At 72.6% G+C, this 18,248-nt stretch carries 16 protein-coding genes; 10 read left to right on the forward strand and 6 right to left on the reverse strand.

Features of this window, described 5'->3' with window-relative positions; all coding sequences use genetic code 11:
• Positions 1-404: 404 nt before the first annotated feature.
• The 3 genes from aceE to NFU81_RS10285 all read left to right on the forward strand — a co-directional run bounded on the left by aceE (position 405) and on the right by NFU81_RS10285 (position 5,353).
• On the forward strand, positions 405-3,152 hold the full coding sequence (gene aceE, locus NFU81_RS10275; protein WP_251487813.1) for a pyruvate dehydrogenase (acetyl-transferring), homodimeric type: 2,748 nt from the start codon (positions 405-407) through the stop codon (positions 3,150-3,152).
• Positions 3,153-3,364: 212 nt separating this feature from the next.
• Positions 3,365-4,567 carry an alpha/beta hydrolase gene (locus tag NFU81_RS10280; protein ID WP_422665173.1) on the forward strand — a complete coding sequence of 401 codons (1,203 nt, stop codon included), beginning with the start codon at positions 3,365-3,367 and terminating at the stop codon, positions 4,565-4,567.
• Between the two features lie 63 nt (positions 4,568-4,630).
• Positions 4,631-5,353, forward strand: coding sequence for a DUF4429 domain-containing protein (locus NFU81_RS10285; RefSeq protein ID WP_251487817.1), 723 nt, complete (start codon positions 4,631-4,633; stop codon positions 5,351-5,353).
• 3 nt (positions 5,354-5,356) lie between these two features.
• On the opposite strand, the gene NFU81_RS10290 is transcribed toward NFU81_RS10285, so the two are convergent.
• Together NFU81_RS10290 and NFU81_RS10295 are read right to left on the reverse strand one after the other, a co-directional pair.
• Positions 5,357-6,373, reverse strand: a complete 1,017-nt coding sequence (locus NFU81_RS10290) for an aldo/keto reductase (protein WP_251487819.1) — start codon at positions 6,371-6,373, stop codon at positions 5,357-5,359.
• The gene (locus tag NFU81_RS10295; protein ID WP_422665174.1) at positions 6,373-6,828 is read right to left on the reverse strand and encodes a MerR family transcriptional regulator; all 456 of its coding nucleotides are present in this window, start codon (positions 6,826-6,828) and stop codon (positions 6,373-6,375) included. Before NFU81_RS10295 ends, NFU81_RS10290 begins: the two co-directional genes overlap by 1 nt.
• Positions 6,829-6,904: 76 nt before the next feature.
• Between NFU81_RS10295 and NFU81_RS10300 the strand changes: the two genes are divergently transcribed.
• Entirely contained in the window at positions 6,905-7,720 is an 816-nt protein-coding gene (locus NFU81_RS10300) for a serine hydrolase domain-containing protein (protein ID WP_251487823.1), read from the forward strand.
• A 390-nt stretch (positions 7,721-8,110) separates the two neighbouring features.
• On the opposite strand, the gene NFU81_RS10305 is transcribed toward NFU81_RS10300, so the two are convergent.
• On the reverse strand, positions 8,111-8,827 hold the full coding sequence (locus NFU81_RS10305; protein ID WP_251487825.1) for a pirin family protein: 717 nt from the start codon (positions 8,825-8,827) through the stop codon (positions 8,111-8,113).
• 79 nt (positions 8,828-8,906) lie between these two features.
• Between NFU81_RS10305 and NFU81_RS10310 the strand changes: the two genes are divergently transcribed.
• The 5 genes from NFU81_RS10310 to fabF all read left to right on the forward strand — a co-directional run bounded on the left by NFU81_RS10310 (position 8,907) and on the right by fabF (position 13,868).
• A complete protein-coding gene (locus NFU81_RS10310) occupies positions 8,907-10,112 on the forward strand; it encodes a PucR family transcriptional regulator (protein WP_251487827.1) in 1,206 nt (401 codons plus the stop codon).
• An 89-nt stretch (positions 10,113-10,201) separates the two neighbouring features.
• Positions 10,202-11,170: an ACP S-malonyltransferase gene (locus NFU81_RS10315; protein WP_251487830.1), complete on the forward strand. Its 969-nt coding sequence runs from the start codon at positions 10,202-10,204 to the stop codon at positions 11,168-11,170.
• On the forward strand, positions 11,167-12,177 hold the full coding sequence (locus NFU81_RS10320) for a ketoacyl-ACP synthase III (protein WP_251487832.1): 1,011 nt from the start codon (positions 11,167-11,169) through the stop codon (positions 12,175-12,177). Before NFU81_RS10315 ends, NFU81_RS10320 begins: the two co-directional genes overlap by 4 nt.
• A 71-nt stretch (positions 12,178-12,248) precedes the next feature.
• On the forward strand, positions 12,249-12,497 hold the full coding sequence (locus NFU81_RS10325) for an acyl carrier protein (protein ID WP_251487837.1): 249 nt from the start codon (positions 12,249-12,251) through the stop codon (positions 12,495-12,497).
• Positions 12,498-12,599: 102 nt separating this feature from the next.
• The gene (fabF, locus tag NFU81_RS10330; protein WP_251487839.1) at positions 12,600-13,868 is read left to right on the forward strand and encodes a beta-ketoacyl-ACP synthase II; all 1,269 of its coding nucleotides are present in this window, start codon (positions 12,600-12,602) and stop codon (positions 13,866-13,868) included.
• A 187-nt stretch (positions 13,869-14,055) separates the two neighbouring features.
• Here fabF and NFU81_RS10335 read toward each other — a convergent pair whose 3' ends face one another.
• Both NFU81_RS10335 and NFU81_RS10340 read right to left on the reverse strand, forming a co-directional pair.
• Positions 14,056-14,931: an NAD(P)-dependent oxidoreductase gene (locus NFU81_RS10335; RefSeq protein ID WP_251487841.1), complete on the reverse strand. Its 876-nt coding sequence runs from the start codon at positions 14,929-14,931 to the stop codon at positions 14,056-14,058.
• A 54-nt stretch (positions 14,932-14,985) separates the two neighbouring features.
• Entirely contained in the window at positions 14,986-15,480 is a 495-nt protein-coding gene (locus NFU81_RS10340) for a DUF3145 domain-containing protein (RefSeq protein ID WP_251487843.1), read from the reverse strand.
• A 262-nt stretch (positions 15,481-15,742) separates the two neighbouring features.
• Here NFU81_RS10340 and NFU81_RS10345 point away from each other — a divergent pair, with 262 nt between their 5' ends.
• On the forward strand, positions 15,743-16,675 hold the full coding sequence (locus NFU81_RS10345; protein WP_251487845.1) for an SGNH/GDSL hydrolase family protein: 933 nt from the start codon (positions 15,743-15,745) through the stop codon (positions 16,673-16,675).
• Positions 16,676-16,693: 18 nt separating this feature from the next.
• Here the strand turns inward: NFU81_RS10345 and NFU81_RS10350 are convergent.
• Positions 16,694-18,248: glycoside hydrolase family 3 C-terminal domain-containing protein (locus NFU81_RS10350; protein WP_251487847.1), on the reverse strand; the 1,555-nt coding region annotated here is incomplete at its 5' end.

Genomic DNA, 18,248 nt, shown 5'->3' on the forward strand with positions numbered 1-18,248 from the left:
CATGGGGACTGTCGGTTCGTCTCAGTCCAGTGTGTGCCCGCGCGCACGCGGACTTATTGGCGGTAGTCCACACGGGCGCGGCGGATCGCGCAAGTACCCGGCGTACGAGACCGCCCAAACAGTGACGATTCGACCGTGTCGCCGCAACCCGTACCCTCAATGGTGACGCAGCTCACGACGGTTTGCCGGTGTTGCACACGATTGGCACCGCCAGTCGGCCGTACGTCCGACTGGGCGTAGAGTTCAGGTTTGGCCGCAGGGGCGGACCACCGGTCCCGCAGCCGCCGTCCCGCAGGCCCTGCGGTTACCACTGGGTAGAGATGACGTTTCGCGCGGCGCGGTACACGATGGATGCGGCGCGACCCAGTAGAGCACCGAGCACCGACGAGCAGCAAAGGAAAAGCGTGGCTTCCGGATCCGATCGCAACCCGATCATCATTGGCGGCCTTCCCAGCCAGGTCCCGGATTTCGATCCCGAGGAGACGGCGGAATGGCTGGACTCGCTGGACGCGGCCATCGACGAGCGCGGCCGTGAGCGTGCCCGCTATCTGATGCTCCGCCTCATCGAGCGCGCCCGCGAGAAGCGCGTCGCGGTGCCCGAGATGCGCAGCACCGACTACGTGAACACCATCGCGACCAAGGACGAGCCGTTCTTCCCCGGCAACGAGGAGATCGAGCGCCGCATCCTGAACGCGACCCGGTGGAACGCCGCGGTGATGGTCTCCCGCGCGCAGCGCCCCGGCATCGGCGTCGGCGGCCACATCGCGACCTTCGCCTCGTCCGCCTCGCTCTACGACGTGGGCTTCAACCACTTCTTCCGCGGCAAGGACGACGGCCGCGGCGGCGACCAGATCTTCTTCCAGGGCCACGCCTCGCCCGGCATCTACGCCCGCGCCTACCTGCTCGACCGGCTCAGCGAGGCGCAGCTCGACGCCTTCCGGCAGGAGAAGTCGAAGGCCCCGGACGGGCTGTCCAGCTACCCGCACCCGCGGCTGATGCCGGACTTCTGGGAGTTCCCGACCGTCTCCATGGGCCTCGGCCCGCTGGGCGCGATCTACCAGGCCAGGATGAACCGCTACATGGAGGCGCGCGGCATCGCCGACACCTCCGCGTCGCACGTGTGGGCCTTCCTCGGCGACGGCGAGATGGACGAGCCCGAGTCGCTGGGCCAGCTGTCCATCGCCGCCCGCGAGGGCCTGGACAACCTGACCTTCGTGGTCAACTGCAACCTGCAGCGGCTCGACGGCCCGGTGCGCGGCAACGGCAAGATCATCCAGGAGCTGGAGTCGCAGTTCCGCGGTGCCGGCTGGAACGTGATCAAGCTGGTCTGGGACCGCTCCTGGGACCCGCTGCTGGCCCAGGACCGCGACGGCCTGCTGGTCAACAAGATGAACACCACGCCCGACGGCCAGTTCCAGACGTACGCCACCGAGACCGGCGCGTACATCCGCGAGCACTTCTTCGGCGACGACCAGCGGCTGCGCAAGATGGTCGAGGACCTGACCGACGAGCAGATCCTGCACCTGGGGCGCGGCGGCCACGACCACCGCAAGGTCTTCGCCGCCTACACCGCGGCGCTGGCGCACAAGGGCCAGCCGACGGTGATCCTCGCCCAGACCATCAAGGGCTGGACGCTGGGGCCGAACTTCGAGGGCCGCAACGCGACCCACCAGATGAAGAAGCTCACCGTCGACGACCTCAAGCGCTTCCGCGACCGGCTGCACCTGCCGATCACCGACAAGCAGCTGGACGAGGGCTACCCGCCGTACTACCACCCGGGGCGGGACTCCGAGGAGATCCAGTACATGCACGACCACCGCAAGGCCTGCGGTGGCTACGTGCCGACCCGGATCGTCCGCGCCAAGCCGCTGCCGCTTCCCGACGACAAGGCGTACGCGACGGCGAAGAAGGGCTCGGGCCAGCAGTCGATCGCCACCACCATGGCCTTCGTCCGGGTGCTCAAGGACCTGATGCGGGACAAGGAGATCGGCAAGCGCTTCGTGCTGATCGCCCCCGACGAGTACCGCACCTTCGGCATGGACGCGTTCTTCCCGAGCGCGAAGATCTACAACCCGCTGGGGCAGCAGTACGAGTCGGTCGACCGCGAGCTGCTGCTGGCGTACAAGGAGTCGCCGACCGGCCAGATGCTGCACGACGGCATCTCCGAGGCGGGCTGCACGGCGTCGCTCATCGCGGCGGGTTCCGCGTACGCCACCCACGGCGAGCCGCTGATCCCGGTCTACGTCTTCTACTCGATGTTCGGCTTCCAGCGCACCGGCGACCAGTTCTGGCAGATGGCCGACCAGCTGGCCCGCGGCTTCGTGCTGGGCGCCACCGCGGGCCGTACCACCCTCACGGGTGAAGGCCTGCAGCACGCCGACGGCCACTCGCAGCTGCTGGCGTCCACCAACCCGGGCTGTGTCGCCTACGACCCGGCGTTCGGCTTCGAGATCGCGCACATCGTGCAGGACGGCCTGCGCCGGATGTACGGCGAGACCGCGGACGGCAAGCCGGGCGAGGACGTCTTCTACTACCTGACCGTCTACAACGAGCCGATCCAGCACCCGGCGGAGCCCGCCGACGTGGACGTCGACGGCATCCTCAAGGGCGTCTACCGCTTCAAGGCCGGCGAGTCCGGCGCCATCCCGGCGCAGATCCTGGCGTCCGGCGTGGCGGTGCCGTGGGCGGTCGAGGCGCAGCAGCTGCTCGCCGCCGACTGGAACGTACGGGCCGACGTCTGGTCCGCGACGTCCTGGAACGAGCTGCGGCGCGAGGCCGTCACCGTCGAGGAGCACAACCTGCTGCACCCCGAGGAGGAGCAGCAGGTCCCGTACGTGACCCGCAAGCTGTCCGGGGCCGAGGGGCCGTTCGTGGCGGTCTCCGACTGGATGCGCTCGGTGCCCGACCAGATCTCCCGCTGGGTGCCGGGGCGCTACACCTCGCTCGGCGCGGACGGTTTCGGCTTCGCCGACACGCGCGGGGCGGCACGCCGTTTCTTCCACATCGACGCGCAGTCGATCGTGCTCGCCGTGCTCACCGAGCTGGCCCGCGACGGGAAGATCGACCGGTCGGTGCTCAAGCAGGCCGTGGACCGGTACCAGCTGCTTGACGTGGCCGCGGCCCACCCGGGCGCGGCCGGCGGCGACGCCTGACACACACCGCACGGAGCCCCGGACCGGCACTATGCCGGCCGGGGCTCCGGCGTTTTCCGGCGTCACTTTCTCACCGGAATTCGCCGCGCGAAACATGATCCGGCTTATTGTTCGCCCTGAGGGTGTCGGTGATCTTCTACGCTGGGCCGACCGCCCGTTCCCCACCCGCGGGTCGGCGCCCCTGGTCCCCACTCCCCGCGAGGCATCCGCGAGTGACCCTTCTCGACGCGCGTATGAGTCCCACCACCTTCCGCGCGACCATGGCGCTTGCCGTCGCCTTCGTCATGCTGGCCACCACCGGCTGGACGGCGGTCCGCCCCGGCGGACCCGCCGACGCGCGCACGGTGGCGGTGCGGGCGTGGCTGCGCGCCACTATCGGCGGCCACCGGCTGCCCGACCCCGACACCGCGCCGGCCGGCGCGGTCGCCCGGCTGTTCGCCTCGCTCACCCGCCCGCAGGCGCTGCGGCTCACCCGCCGCTACTCGCTGGTCGTCGGCAACCTCAACGGGGTGCCCCTGGCTCTGCGCTACCAGGCCAACCGCTTCTCGCTGCTCAAGGCCCGCGCCGACGAGCGGACCCGCGCGTCGGGCAACACGCTGACGCCGGCCGGGCGCAAGGAGGCCGGGCGCCGCGCCCAGCGCTACACCTCGCTGCTCGCCGGCCACCGGCAGATCCTCGCCTTCGACCCCAGCGGTGCCGGACGGGCCGCCGAGGTCTTCGGCGACCTGGCGGCCGCGACCCGGGTCGCGGTCGTGGTGCCGGGCGTCGACACCAACATCCTCAGCTTCGAGCGGGCCACGAAGGCGTACGCGGCCCCGGTCGGCATGGCCCGCGCCCTCTACCGGCACGAGCGGGCCGCGCAGCACGCCGCGAGGACGGCGGTCATCGCCTGGGCCGACTACGTGACCCCCAGCGGGGTCGGGCTCGACGCGTCCACCGCGAATCTGGCCGAGCACGGGGCGACCCGGCTGCTCGCGCTGCTCGGCGCGCTCCCGCGGCGCCAGCGCGTCTCGCTGTTCTGCCACTCCTACGGCTCAGTGCTGTGCGGGATCGCCGCACCCGGCCTGGCCAAGGGGCAGGTCGCCGACATCGCCGTCTTCGGCAGCCCGGGGATGCACGCCAAGCGGGCGTCGCAGCTGCACACCGACGCGAACGTGTGGGCGGCCAGGGACAGCGGCGACTGGATCGAGGACGTACCGCACCTGGAGTTCGCCGGCCTCGGCCACGGCACCGACCCGGTGTCCGAAAAGTTCGGGGCGCGGGTCGTCAGCGCGGCGGGCGCCGCGGGACACCCCGGGTACTTCGCCCCCGGCACGGCGAGCCTGCGCAATTTCACCGACATCGCCCTGGGCGCCTATGCGGCCGTCACCTGCGGCGGCGCCGCCGGCTCGGCCTGCACGGCCGGGCTCGCCTGATCCGCGGGGCACCCCGGGGCACGAACCTGCCCGGAATGCGCTGAGCGCAATAGGCTGAGGCGTATGGGCGATGTGCTGGCCGGAACCAATGCCGTATGGGAGTTCGAGCCCGACGCCGTCGTGATCCGGTACAGCCGGGGGGCTCGCGGGGCGCGGCTGCTCCACGCGCTGGGAGAGCGGCGGGTGCCGCACGCCGCGCTGGCGTCGGTGGACCTGGAGGGCGGCCGCCGCGGCCACGTGGTGCTGCGGGCGGTCCCGCGGGCCGGCGCCGACCCGCTGGTCGAGGCGGCCGGCGGCCAGCTGAAGGACAGCGCGGACCCGTACCGGCTGGTCGTACCCGAGGAGTTCAGCACTCTGGCGGAGTACTACCGCGACGAGCTACGCGCGAAGATCGGCGGCCCGGGCGAGGCGCTGAGCCGCTTCCTGGTCGACGGACCGGCACCGCCGCGGTCCTTCAAGGCCTACGACGCCAAGGCGCTCTTCGACGGACGCACCGTCAGCTTCCGCTGGTTCTGGACCGGCGCGTCCTCCGCGAAGTGGAAGGCGGGCGACCAGAGCTTCCCGGTCGAGGAGCTGACCGGCGTCGACTGGCGCTCGCCCGAGATGCTGCACGGCTACCTGCGGCTGCTGCGCAGGGACGGCGGCGGGCAGCAGCCGGGCGAGCCCGACCAGGACCCCGCCGCCGTCGTCTTCGGCCTCGGCTACGGACCCGTGCACGAGTCGCTGCCGTTCGCGGCGGCGGTACTGGCCGCGATCCGGTCGGCGCGGGTACGGCCGCAGACGTAGCGGCTACTCGCGGGCCGCCGCGGTGGTGCTCATGTCGGGGTAGCGGTCGCCGACGACCTGCGCCGCGATCGGCTCCAGCTGGGCCAGCTCCACCGCGTCCAAAGTGATCGCGGCCGCCGCGACGTTCTCCCGCACCCGGGAGGCCCTGCGGGTGCCGGGGATCGGCACCACGGGCAGTCCGTGCACCCGCGCCTGCGCGTGCACCCAGGCCAGCGCGATCTGCCCGAGCGTGGCGTCGTGCGCCTCGGCGATGCGGCGGACCGGCTCCAGCAGGTCCGCGTTGTGCCGGGCGTTGTCGCCGGTGAAGCGCGGCTGGCGGCGGCGCATGTCGCCGTCGGACAGCTCGCTCGCCGCGTCCAGGAAGGCGCCGGTCAGGAAACCGCGGCCGAGCGGCGAGTACGGCACGAAGGCGACGCCGAGGTCCGCGGCCGCACCGACCGCCGACCGCTCGACGTCCCGGCTGAACAGCGACCACTCGGACTGGAGCGCGGTGATCGGGTGCACCGCGTGCGCCTCGCGCAGCTCGGCGCCGGTCACCTCGGACAGGCCCAGGAAGCGGACCTTGCCTGCGGCCACCAGCTCGCCCATCGCGCCGACCGACTCGGCCAGCGGCACCCGCGGGTCGCGCCGGTGCATGTAGTACAGGTCGATGACGTCGACGCCGAGCCTGCTCAGGCTGGCGTCGACGGCCTGCCGGATGTACGGCGGGTCGTTGCGGATCGCCCGGTAGGCCGGGTCGTCGGCCCTGCGCTCGTTGGCGAACTTCGTGGCCAGGGTGATCTCGTCGCGGTGCGCCTTGACGAAGGGGGCGAGGAACTCCTCGTTGGCGCCCTGGCCGTACATGTCGGCGGTGTCGTAGAACGTCACCCCGGCGTCGAGCGCGGTCTCCAGCGTCTGGCGGGCCGCGGCCTCGTCTGTGTCGCCGTAGAACTCGCTCATGCCCATGCAGCCCAGGCCCTGGACGCCGACCTGCGGCCCTTCCGCGCCGAGCCGAACCGTCCCGATCCGTGCAGCCGACATCACGCGCCTGTCCTCTCCGGCGCCCGCTCGGCGCCCGCATAAGTCCCGATCTTGTAGTCCAGCACCGTCAGGGTGTCCTGCAGCTCCGCGATCCGCTGCACCACGTCCATCCGGGTCGCCTCCAGGAGCGCCTTGCGCTGCGGCTCGGTGCGCTCACCTGCCTTGACCAGCTCGGCGTACGTCACCATGTCGGCGACCGGCATCCCGGTCAGCCGCAACTTGCCGACGAAGGCCAGCCAGTCGAGGTCGCGGTTGCTGAAGCGGCGCTGCCCGGTGTTCGAGCGGTCCACGTGCGGCATCAGCCCGATCCGCTCGTACCAGCGCAGGGTGTGCGCGCTCATCCCGGTGAACGCGGCGACCTCGCTGATCGTGTACTGGTCCCTGCCGTCGGGCCGCGGATGCGTCTCGTCCTCCGCCACGCACAGCGCCGCCGGCACGGTTTCCTGGTTCACCATCTGCACGACCGTCATGGTCACCACGCTAAGACCTTGGAGTGCACTCCAGGCAAGTGCGGGCCATTAGGCTCGCCATATGGACAGCCTACGGTTGATCGATCAGTGGCCGGTGCCGCATGCGGCCGCCGTCGTCATACGCCGCGACGGCACCCTTGCGGGGTCGTACGGGCCGCTGGACCAGGACTTCGCGCTGGCGTCGGTGACCAAGCCGCTCACCGCGTACGCGGCGCTCGTGGCGTACGAGGAAGGCGTCTTCGAGCTGGACGACCCGGCCGGTCCCGAGGGCTCGACGGTACGGCACCTGCTGGCGCACACCTCGGGCCTCGCCTTCGACGAGCACCGGGTGCAGGCGGCGCCCGGCACCCGGCGGATCTACTCCAACGCCGGGTTCGAGGTGCTGGCGGACACGATCGCCAAGGCGGCGGGCATGCCCTTCGCGTCCTACCTGGACGAGGCGGTGCTCCACCCGCTCGGGATGACCGGCACGCGGCTCGACGGCTCCCCGGCCGCCGGTGCGGTCTCCACTGCGTCGGACCTGGGGCGGTTCGCGGCGGAGGTGCTGGCGCCGCGGCTGCTGCACGAGTCCTCCATGGCCCTGGCCACGTCGGTGGCATTTCCCGGGCTGCGCGGGGTGCTGCCCGGCTACGGGATGCAGGACCCCAACGACTGGGGGCTCGGCTTCGAGATCCGCGGCCACAAGTCGCCGCACTGGACGGGGGCGCGGTCGGCCCCCACGACCTTCGGCCACTTCGGGCAGGCGGGCACGTTCCTCTGGTTCGACCCCGCCGCGGGCGCGGCCTGCGCGGTCCTCACCGACCGCCCCTTCGGCCCCTGGACCACCCCCCTCTGGCCCACCCTGACCGACACGATCCTCTCCGACCTGAGCGCCTGAGCGGCTGCCCCTCGCGGTGGCGTCGCGTCTTTCCCCCGGTGGGGGCTTGTCCCGCAGTTCCGCGAGCCCCTGGGGGCTCGCGCCTTTCGGTGCGTCGTGGCTTGTCGCGCAGTTCCCCGCGCCCCTGGCAGGGGCGTGCCTCCGCGCAGAAGGCACGCCCCTGCCAGGGGTGAACGCTGGGCGCAGGAGGACGCAGGCCAATAGGGGCGCTGGGGGTGCCCCCAGCGCGAAGCTCTGGGGGCGGAACTGCGCGCCCAGCCCGGACGGCGGGAAAGTAGGCGACGCCACAGCAAGCGGCACCCGCCCAAGGGCTCGGGGAACTGCGAGACAAGCCACGAACCGAGGGAAGGTCTCGGCGGCCGGGGGAAGGGGCACTCACGGGGAGCCCCCTCAGGCCGGCGCCGGCTCCGCTTGCATCGACCAGAGAAGATATTCGGCGCCGCCGGCGGCAGAAGCGGTGAGGCCCTCCTCGCCGGCAAGGCGAACCGCGTCACCCGGGTGGAGAAGCTCACCGGCGAGGCGGACGGATCCTCGGAGGACGTGGAGGTAGGAGAAGGCGGCCGGGGGCAGCGCAACCTGGTCGGGGGCAGGCGGACGGCCGACCCGCAGCGCCGCGGCGGCCTGCCGCAGACGCAGCGGCGGGGTCGCGTCGGGCGCCCCGGACGCCAGCAGGGTGAGCCCGGGTCCCGCGGGGACCGGCGAGGTCACGGCGGCGTAGGCCGGGCGTACCCCGAAGACGTCCGGGTGCAGCCACATCTGCAGGAAGCGCAGCACCCCTTCCCCCGCGTTGCGCTCCACATGCCGCACCCCGCTGCCGGCGCTGAGCCACTGCGCGTCGCCGGCCCGCAGCCGCGCGACCCGCCCCTCGGCGTCCCGGTGCTCCAGCTCGCCCTCGATCACCCAGGTGACGATCTCGGTGTCCCGGTGGGTGTGCTCGGCGAATCCGGCGCCCGGCGCCAACCGCTCCTCGTTGCAGGCCGCGAGCAGCCCGAAGCGCACGTTGCCGGGATCGTAGAAGCCGGAGAAGGAGAAGGCGTGCCGGGTGTCGACCCCGGCGTCCTGCTCTCCGCCGGCGTAGCGGTCGGCGCCCCGGCGCACGTCGATCATGCCTCCACCGTAGTCCGCGGGGAGCGGGGGCGGCACGACCCGGGGAAGCCGGAAAAACCGACCCCATAGGCTTGGCTTCGTGCCGAACGCCTCTCAGTCACCGCAAACCCCCGCCGAACCCGCTCGCGGGGACTACTCCGCGACGCTGCGCCGACTGGAGAAGTCCGCCGGGCGGCTGGCCGCCAACGCCATCGCGCGGATGGACGCGCAGCTGCCCTGGTACCGGGCGATGCCGCCGGAGAACCGTTCCTGGATCGGCCTGGTGGCGCAGGCCGGCATCGCCGCGTTCACCGAGTGGTTCCGGCACCCCGAGGCCCCGCAGGCGATCAGCACGGACGTCTTCGGCACCGCCCCGCGGGAGCTGACCCGGGCGATCTCGCTGCGGCAGACCGTGGAGATGGTGCGGACCACGATCGAGGTGATGGAGGCCGCGATCGACGAGGTGGCGGCGCCCGGCGACGAGAGGGTGCTGCGCGAGGCGCTGCTCGTCTACGCACGGGAGATCGCCTTCGCCACCGCACAGGTGTACGCGCAGGCCGCTGAGGCCCGCGGCGCCTGGGACGCGCGGCTGGAGTCGCTGGTGGTCAACGCGGTGCTGTCGGGCGAGGCCGACGAGGGCGTGCTGTCCAGGGCCGCGGCGCTCGGCTGGAACTCCCCCGACAAGATCGTCGTCGTGCTCGGCACCGCGCCGAACGGGGACAGCGAGCTGACCGTCGAGGCGATCAGGCGGGCCTCCCGGCATGCGAAGCTGCAGGTCCTGACGGGGGTGCTCGGTGAGCGCCTGGTGGTGGTCGCCGGCGGCGACGACGACCCGCTGCGGGTCGCGAAGGCGCTGATCGGCCCGTTCGCGGCCGGCCCCGTGGTGGCGGGTCCCGTGGTGGGCGACCTGCTGTCGGCGACCCGCTCGGCGCAGGCCGCGGCGGCCGGGCTGAAGGCCTGCCACGCGTGGCCCGACGCGCCGCGCCCGGTGTCGTCCGACGATCTGCTGCCGGAGCGTGCGATGGCGGGTGACCGCCATGCGCGCGAGCAGTTGGTGGAGGAGATCTACAGGCCTCTGGAAGAAGCGGGCTCCGCGCTGCTGGAGACGCTGAGTGTCTATCTGGAGCAGGCGTCGTCACTCGAAGGTGCCGCCCGTATGCTGTTCGTCCACCCCAATACCGTCCGCTACCGGCTGCGACGTGTGACCGATGTCACCGGTTGGTCACCCTCCGACGTACGTTCGGCGTTCACCCTCCGCATCGCCCTCATCCTGGGCAGGCTGTCCGATACGGAGCGCCAAAGCTGAGCGTTTGTGGGACACCCACAAATCACCTGACAGTTCTTGGTCCCTGTCCCCACGGGCGGTCATCCCCGCTCGCGAGAGAGAGTGTGAAGGTGCTCGTACTCGTCGCTCCCGGCCAGGGCGCACAGACGCCCGGCTTCCTCGCTCCCTGGCTCGACCTCCCCGGCGCCGCCGACCGCCTCGAAGGCTGGTCCGCCGCGGCGAAGCTCGACCTCGCCCGCTTCGGCACCAAGGCGGACGCGGACGAGATCCGCGACACCAAGGTCGCGCAGCCGCTGCTGGTCGCCGCGGGCCTGCTGTCCGCGGGCGAGCTGGGGCTGACCCCCGACCTGGTCGCAGGACACAGCGTCGGCGAGATCACCGCGGCCGTCCTGGCCGGCGTGCTGTCCGCCCATGACGCGATGACCTTCGTGGCGGCCCGCGGCCGTGCGATGGCCGACGCCGCCGCGGTGACCGCGACCGGCATGTCCGCGGTGCTGGGCGGTGACCCGGACGCCGTCGTGGCCCACCTGACCGGCCTGGGGCTGACCCCGGCGAACATCAACGGCGCAGGCCAGATCGTCGCCGCCGGTACGCTGGAGCAGCTCGCCGCCCTCGCCGAGGACAAGCCGGACAAGGCCCGGGTGATCGCGCTGAAGGTCGCGGGCGCCTTCCACACCGCCCACATGGCCCCCGCGGTCGCGACTCTCGAGGCGCTCGCCCCCTCCCTGACCGTGTCGGACCCGGCGCTGCCGTATGTTTCGAACGCGGACGGGCAGGCGGTCGGTAGCGGCGCCGACGTCGTACGCCGGCTGGTCGCGCAGGTGTCGAATCCGGTCCGCTGGGATCTGTGCATGGAGACGTTCAAGGAGCGCGGGGTCACCGCGATCATCGAGGTGTCGCCGGGCGGCACGCTGGTGGGTCTGGCCAAGCGGGCGCTGCCCGGGGTGCGGACGCTGGCGCTCAAGACGCCCGAGGACCTCGACGCGGCCCGCGCGCTGGTCGCCGAGGTCGCGGCGCAGGCCGCGGCTGCGGACGCCGTACCAGAAGCCTCACCCGAACAGGAGCCGACGCAGCGATGACATCGAAGATCAGCCCGAGCAAGGGCTCCCCGTACGCACGCATCCTCGGTGTCGGCGGCTACCGTCCCACCCGCGTGGTGCCCAACGAGGTCATCCTGGAGACCATCGACTCCAGCGACGAGTGGATCAGGTCGCGGTCCGGCATCGCCAGCCGGCACTGGGCGAGCCCCGACGAGACGGTGGCGGAGATGTCGCTGGCCGCCGGCGGCAAGGCCATCGCGGACGCCGGGATCAGCGCGTCGGACATCGACGCCGTCATCGTCGCGACGGTCTCGCACTTCAAGCAGACCCCCGCCGTCGCCACCGACATCGCGCACCGCATCGGCGCGGGCAAGCCGGCCGCGTTCGACATCTCCGCGGGCTGCGCGGGCTTCACCTACGGCCTGACCCTCGCCAAGGGCATGGTCACCGACGGCACCGCCGAGCACGTGCTGGTGATCGGTGTGGAGCGGCTGAGCGACCTGACCGACCTGGAGGACCGCGCGACGGCCTTCCTGTTCGGCGACGGCGCGGGCGCGGTCATCGTCGGCCCGTCGAAGGAACCCGCCATAGGCCCCACGGTGTGGGGTTCGGAAGGCGACAAGTCGGAGACGATCAAGCAGACGATCTCCTGGGACGTCTACCGGGACACGCCCGGCGAGCAGGTGCGCTTCCCGGCGATCACCCAGGAGGGCCAGGCGGTCTTCCGCTGGGCGGTCTACGAGATGGCCAAGGTCGCCCAGGAGGCGCTGGACGCCGCCGGGATCACCGCGGACCAGCTCGACGCGTTCATCCCGCACCAGGCGAACATGCGGATCATCGACTCGATGATCAAGGCGCTGAAGCTCCCCGAGCACGTTGCGGTGGCCCGCGACATCGAGACCACGGGCAACACCTCCGCCGCGTCCATCCCGCTCGCCATGGAGCGGCTGCTCGCCACCGGCGAGGCCAAGAGCGGGGACACCGCCCTGGTCATCGGCTTCGGGGCGGGTCTGGTCTACGCGGCGACTGTGGTTACTCTCCCCTAGTCACACACCCTCGCGGCGCAGCAGTCCCGCCCGCCGCGCCATCGGTTACACATCAAGGAGCGCCGTACAAAATGGCCACCCAGGAAGAGATCGTCGCCGGTCTCGCCGAGATCGTCAACGAGATCGCCGGCATCCCCACCGAGGACGTCAAGCTCGACAAGTCCTTCACCGACGACCTGGACGTCGACTCGCTGTCGATGGTCGAGGTCGTCGTGGCGGCGGAGGAGCAGTTCGGCGTGAAGATCCCGGACGACGACGTCAAGAACCTCAAGACCGTCGGCGACGCGGCCGACTACATCCTCAAGGCGCAGCAGGTCTGAGACCGCTCGCCGAAACGATCCCTCGGCCGCGAGGCCGGCGGGATCGGCAACCGGGTCGACGCGCCTGTCACCCGCCCTTCTAGACGTGGAGAGACAATTCCTGTGAGCCCGACCAATCACACCGTGGTCGTCACCGGTATCGGAGCAACCACACCGCTGGGTGGCGACAGCGCGTCGACCTGGGAGGCGCTGCTGGCCGGCCGGTCAGGCGTGCGCCCGCTGGAACAGGACTGGGCGGCCGAGCTGCCCGTGCGGATCGCCGCGCAGATCGCCGTGGAGCCCGGGGAGGTCCTGCCCAGGCCGCTGGCCCGCAAGCTGGACCGCAGCGCGCAGTTCGCGCTGATCGCGGCCCGCGAGGCGTGGGCGGACGCCGGTTTCACCGCGAAGGCGGGCGAGGACCCGGCGGTCGACCCCGACCGGCTCGGCGCGGTCGTCGCGTCCGGCATCGGCGGTGTCACCACGCTGCTGGGGCAGTACGACGTGCTGAAGAACCAGGGTGTGCGCAAGGTCTCGCCGCACACCGTGCCGATGCTCATGCCCAACAGCCCGTCCGCGAACGTCGGCATCGACATCAACGCCCGCGCCGGTGTGCACACCCCGGTCAGCGCGTGCGCGTCGGGCGCCGAGGCGATCGGCTACGCGGTCGAGATGATCCGCACCGGCCGCGCCGACGTGGTCGTGGCCGGCGGCACCGAGGCGGCGATCCACCCGCTGCCGATCGTCGCCTTCGGCAACATGATGGCGATGTCCAAGAACAACGACGACCCGCAGGGTGCCTCGCGTCCGTACGACGCCGGGCGGGACGGCTTCGTCCTCGGCGAGGGTGCCGGCGTGGTCGTGCTGGAGTCGGTCGAGCACGCGAGGGCGCGCGGCGCCCGGGTGTACGCGGAGGTGGTCGGCCAGGGCATCTCGGCCGACGCGCACCACATCACCCAGCCGGAGCCGACCGGCCGCGGTATCGCGGCGGCGCTCCAGCACCTGCTGGACGGCTCCGACCTGAAGCCCGCGGAGATCGTGCACGTCAACGCGCACGCCACGTCCACCCCGCAGGGTGACGTCGCGGAGATCAAGGCGCTGCGCCGGGTCTTCGGGGACGACGTGGACCACATGGCGATCTCGGCCACCAAGTCCATGACCGGCCACCTGCTGGGCGGCGCCGGCGGTATCGAGACGGTCGCCTCCGTGCTGGCGCTCTACCACCGCATCGCCCCGCCGACGATCAACCTGGTCGAGCGGGACCCGGAGGCGGACGCGGACATCGTCGGCGACAAGCCCCGCCCGCTCCCCGAGGGCACGATCGCAGCCCTGAACGACTCCTTCGGCTTCGGCGGCCACAACGTCGTCCTGGCCCTGCGGAGCTTCGAGAGCTGACGTTCTTTCTGCCGCCCTCTCGCCTCCGGTCGCCTCAGTCCGGTGTCGACGGTCGATCGTGCTCGACCCCTCGTTCCCCGGGGCCTGCGCGCGTTCTCCCTTTCGGCACCGGCGCTCCCTTCGGCTCGATGGCTACCGGCGAACCCGGGAGGAGGCCCGTCAGGGCCGTCCCCCCGGGTTCGCTGTGTCAGGGGCCGAAGCTGGCGAAATAGCCTGCCGCCATGTCCTCGGCGGCGTGGCCCTGGTCGGCGGCGCGCTGGAAGCGGGCGGCGCCGGCGGCGGCGAGGTCCATGCGGGCTCCGGCGGCCTCGCCGGCCGCGGCGATGAGCCGGAGGTCCTTGGCGGCGCCCTCGACCGTGAAGTTGGGGGTGAAGTCGCCGCCGAGGATCGCCGCGGCCTTCATGCGCAGGTAGGGCACGTCCAGGGCGCCGCCCTCGATGGTCCCGAGGAAGTGGTCGGGGTCGACGCCCAGGGCCTTGGCCAGGGCCAGCGTTTCGCCGGTGGCCGCGGTCAGGGCGAGCACCCAGTTGTTGATGACCAGCTTGAGCCGGCTGGCCGGCCCGTCGGCCGCGTCGCCCGGCAGCCACAGGGTGCTGGCGCCGATCGCGTCGAAGACCTTGTCGGCGACGGGTCTGGCGGCGTCAGGACCCGCGGCCATGACGTTCAGCTGCCCGGCGTCGGCGACCGGTCGCGTGCCGAGGACGGGCGCGTCGACGAAGAGCAGGCCGTGCTCGGCGGCGAACGCGGCGAGCCCGGCCTGCGCCTCGGGTCCCACGGTGCCGGTCTGCAGCCAGACCGCGCCGGGGCGCAGGGCCTCGGCCGCGCCCTCCACGACGGCGCGGGTGGCGGGGCCGTCGAGCAGCATGGTGAGGACGGCGTCGGCGCCGCGTACGGCCTCCGCGGCGTCGGCGACGACCCGTACGCCGTCGGCGGCCAGCGGCTCGGCGCGGGACAGGGTGCGGTTCCAGGCGCGGACGTCGTGGCCCGCGGCGGACAGGTTGCGGGCCATCCCGGCGCCCATGAGGCCGGTGCCGAGGACCGCGACGGTGAGAGAGTCGGACATGACGGCAGGTTACGTGCCGCAGGCCGGACCCGGCGGCACCCGGCTGAGCGTGTGTCAGACGACCTGGTGCAGCCAGCGGACCGGCGCGCCCTCACCCGCGTAGCGGAACGGCTCCAGCTCGTCGTCCCACGGCTTGCCCAGCAGCCGGGACAGCTCGGTCTCCAGATCGGCCTCGCCGACGGCGGCCCGCTGCATGGCGGCGCGCAGCCGGTCCTCGGGGATCAGGATGTCGCCGTGCATGCCGATGACCGCATGGAAGATGCCCAGGTCCGGTGTGGCGCTGTAGCGCTCACCCTCGGCGCCCGCGGACGGCTCCGCGGTGACCTCGAAGCGCAGCATCTGCCAGCCGCGCAGCGCGGACGCCAGCTTGGACGCGGTTCCGGGTTCGCCCTGCCAGGAGAACTCGGCCCGCCAGGTCCCCGGCGCGGCCGGCTGCCGGATCCAGTCCAGGCTGACGCGCACGCCGAGGACGCCCGCCACAGCCCATTCGACGTGCGGGCAGAGCGCGCGCGGTGCGGCGTGCACGTACAGAACACCACGGGTCGTCACCGGTACCTCCAGTGTGGGACGAGGTTCGCCTTCCCCAGCGGCCTCACCACCCGAACCGGCTGCTCCGGGGCAACATGAGAGACATTCTGCACTATTCGCGGCAAACAGGACAACTACTGACGGTTTGACGCCCGGTCGCGGTCGACCTCCCGTCACATCGATCCGGGTGTCAGGGAAAAAGCTACCGTGCGGCGTCTACGAGAGCGTGACGTACCGTCGGGCTGTTACCGGATGTCACCCCATCGTCGGAGGGAAGTGCCGCATGCGACCGCTGCTGCGACCCGGCCTTGTACTGGCCGTCGGTGCCGTTCTGCTGGGCGGATGCCTCTCCGGATGCTCCTCGGGCGGCTCGCCGGACGGCGAGCGGGCACCCACGACCGGGTCCCCCACCGCACACACCTCGCATTCCGCGCGGAAGCCCGCGCCCGCCGCGCCAGCCGCCCCGGCCCGCCCGTGGAACGTCCACCCGGCGTCGGTGGCCGCGCTCGGCGACTCCATCACCCGCGGCTTCGACGCCTGCAAGCCGCTGTCCGACTGCCCCGAGGTGTCGTGGGCGACCGGCTCGCGCACCGGTGTCGGGAGCCTCACCCGCCGGCTGACCACGGCCGCGCCCGCCACCCGCAGCTGGAATCTCGCCGGCACCGGCGCCAGGGTCGCCGACCTCCAGGACCAGGCGCGGACCGCGGCGGCCCACCGGCCGGCCATGGTGACGGTGCTGATCGGCGCGAACGACGCCTGCGCCTCGCGGCTCGGCACGATGACGCCGGTCGCCGACTTCCGCAGCGACTTCGCCGCCGCGATGGCGTATCTGCACAAGACGCTGCCGGCCACCCAGATCCTGGTGGCCAGCATCCCGGACCTGGAACGGCTGTGGTCGGTGGGCCGGTCCAACGTGCTGGGCAAGGAGGTCTGGAAGCTCGGCCTGTGCCCGACGATGCTCGACGACCCCGACTCGCAGAGCGCCGCCGCCAAGTCCCGGCGCACCGCGGTCCGCGACCGGGTGGTCGCCTACAACGAGGTGCTCGGGCAGGTCTGCGGGCAGTACGTGCGCTGCCGCTACGACGGCGGCGCCGTCTTCGGCTACCGCTTCGGCACGGACGAGCTGAGCAGCTGGGACTGGTTCCACCCGAACGAGAAGGGCCAGGAGCAACTGGCCGCCCTGCTGGCCGCGGTGGCCTTCAGGCCGCAGCAGTGACGCGCCTGTCCCCCGGCCCTACGCGAGGGTGATGGTCAGCGGGCCGGTGGAGAGCTCCAAGGGGCCTGCGGGGAGCTGCCAGGCGGCCGCGCCGGGCTGGTAGGTGGACGCCGCCCTGCGGGGCACGGGGATGACGGCCTCGGCCACGTCGCCGGGAGCGGCCGTGACGCAGCGGAAGCCGGCGAGCCGCCGCCCCTGCGGACCGTCGAGGTAGAGCTGGACGACCTCCCGCCCGGCCCGGGGGCCGACGTTGCGGACCCGGACCGTCACGGACGCCAGATCCGCCTCCGCGGACGGCGGGAGGGCGATCAGCTCCTCGTACGCCCACGACGTGTAGCCGAGCCCGTGCCCGAACGGATACGCCGGTGCGGGCACCCCGGGTTGCTCCCAGGCGCGGTAGCCGACGAGGACCCCCTCGTCGTAGGACAGCACGCCGTCCCGCGGGGCGACCTCGGTGACGGGCGCGTCGGAGAGCCGGACCGGCCAGGTGGTGGGGAGCCGCCCGCCCGGCTCGACCTCGCCGAGCAGCACGTCCGCGAGGGCGGCGCCGCCCTCCTGCCCCGGAAACCAGCACAGCAGCACCGCGGCCACGTCCTCCCGCCACGGGAGTTCCACCGGCGCACCGGAGTTGACGAGCACGACGGTGCGGGGGTTGGCCGCGGCGACCCGCGCGACGAGCTCGTCCTGCCGCCCGGGCAGCCGCAGGTCCCGCCGGTCGAAGCCCTCCGACTCGACGCGCTCGGTGGTGCCGACGACGACCACCGCCGTGGCCGCGGCCCGCGCCGCCGCGACCGCCTCGGCCAGCAACTCCTCCTCGTCCCGCTCGGGTTCGCCGTGCAGCAGGCTGCACCCGATGGCCTGGATGGGCAGTTCCACGTCCTTGGGCGGCGCGTAGAGCAGGCTGACCGGCACCGGCTCGCCCGCCGCGAGGCGCACCGTGCCGCGCTCCGTCGGCGTACCGAAGAAGGCCTCGAAGGGGTCGGAGTGCGGGTCGGACTGCGGACCGTCGTAGAGGACCCGGCCCGCGACGGCGAGGGTGAAGGCGCCGGTGCCGCGGGTGCCGAAGCGGTGCTCGCCGCCGACCGCGGGGGTGAAGGTGCCGCACACCTCGACGGTGTGCACCTCGTCGTGGTCGATGCCCTCCGGCATCTCGCCGAACCACTGCACCTGGCCCGACGGCAATGCCTCGGAGCCGAGTTCGCGCCCGTCGGCCGCGCGGGCCACCGCCCGCAGGGCGAACCCGGAGGCGGCGGGCGGCAGTTCCTCGCTCGGGTCGGCGCCGAGCGCGTAGCCCAGCGGTACGCCCGCGGGCAGCGCCTCGCGCAGCGCGTCGAGCAGCGAGACCACCCGGGCGGGGAAGACCTGCGCCGATCCGCCGCCCAGGATGCGCGGTTCGCGCGCGGCGGCACCGATCAGGGCGATGCCGCCGCGCGCAGCGGCGGGGTCGAGCGGCAGCACCGGGGCCTCGCCGCAGACCGCGTTGCGCAGCAGGACGCAGCCGCGGCCGGCGATCTCCCGGGCGAGCGCGGCGCCGTCGATCGGCGCCGGGCGGTCGGCGGGCGCGACGGCCGCG

Source organism: Actinacidiphila cocklensis, assembly GCF_907177275.1.
GTDB classification, from domain to species: domain Bacteria; phylum Actinomycetota; class Actinomycetes; order Streptomycetales; family Streptomycetaceae; genus Actinacidiphila; species Actinacidiphila cocklensis.

What these genes read in the sequence shown, in the direction of transcription:
- NFU81_RS10285 (WP_251487817.1), top strand. Translation starts at nt 4,631, where the DNA reads ATGGGCGATGTGCTGGCCGGAACCAATGCCGTATGGGAGTTCGAGCCC.
- NFU81_RS10290 (WP_251487819.1), bottom strand. Translation starts at nt 6,373, where the DNA reads ATGTCGGCTGCACGGATCGGGACGGTTCGGCTCGGCGCGGAAGGGCCG.
- NFU81_RS10295 (WP_422665174.1), bottom strand. Translation starts at nt 6,828, where the DNA reads ATGGTGAACCAGGAAACCGTGCCGGCGGCGCTGTGCGTGGCGGAGGAC.
- NFU81_RS10300 (WP_251487823.1), top strand. Translation starts at nt 6,905, where the DNA reads ATGGACAGCCTACGGTTGATCGATCAGTGGCCGGTGCCGCATGCGGCC.
- NFU81_RS10305 (WP_251487825.1), bottom strand. Translation starts at nt 8,827, where the DNA reads ATGATCGACGTGCGCCGGGGCGCCGACCGCTACGCCGGCGGAGAGCAG.
- NFU81_RS10320 (WP_251487832.1), top strand. Translation starts at nt 11,167, where the DNA reads ATGACATCGAAGATCAGCCCGAGCAAGGGCTCCCCGTACGCACGCATC.
- NFU81_RS10325 (WP_251487837.1), top strand. Translation starts at nt 12,249, where the DNA reads ATGGCCACCCAGGAAGAGATCGTCGCCGGTCTCGCCGAGATCGTCAAC.
- NFU81_RS10335 (WP_251487841.1), bottom strand. Translation starts at nt 14,931, where the DNA reads ATGTCCGACTCTCTCACCGTCGCGGTCCTCGGCACCGGCCTCATGGGC.
- NFU81_RS10345 (WP_251487845.1), top strand. Translation starts at nt 15,743, where the DNA reads ATGCGACCGCTGCTGCGACCCGGCCTTGTACTGGCCGTCGGTGCCGTT.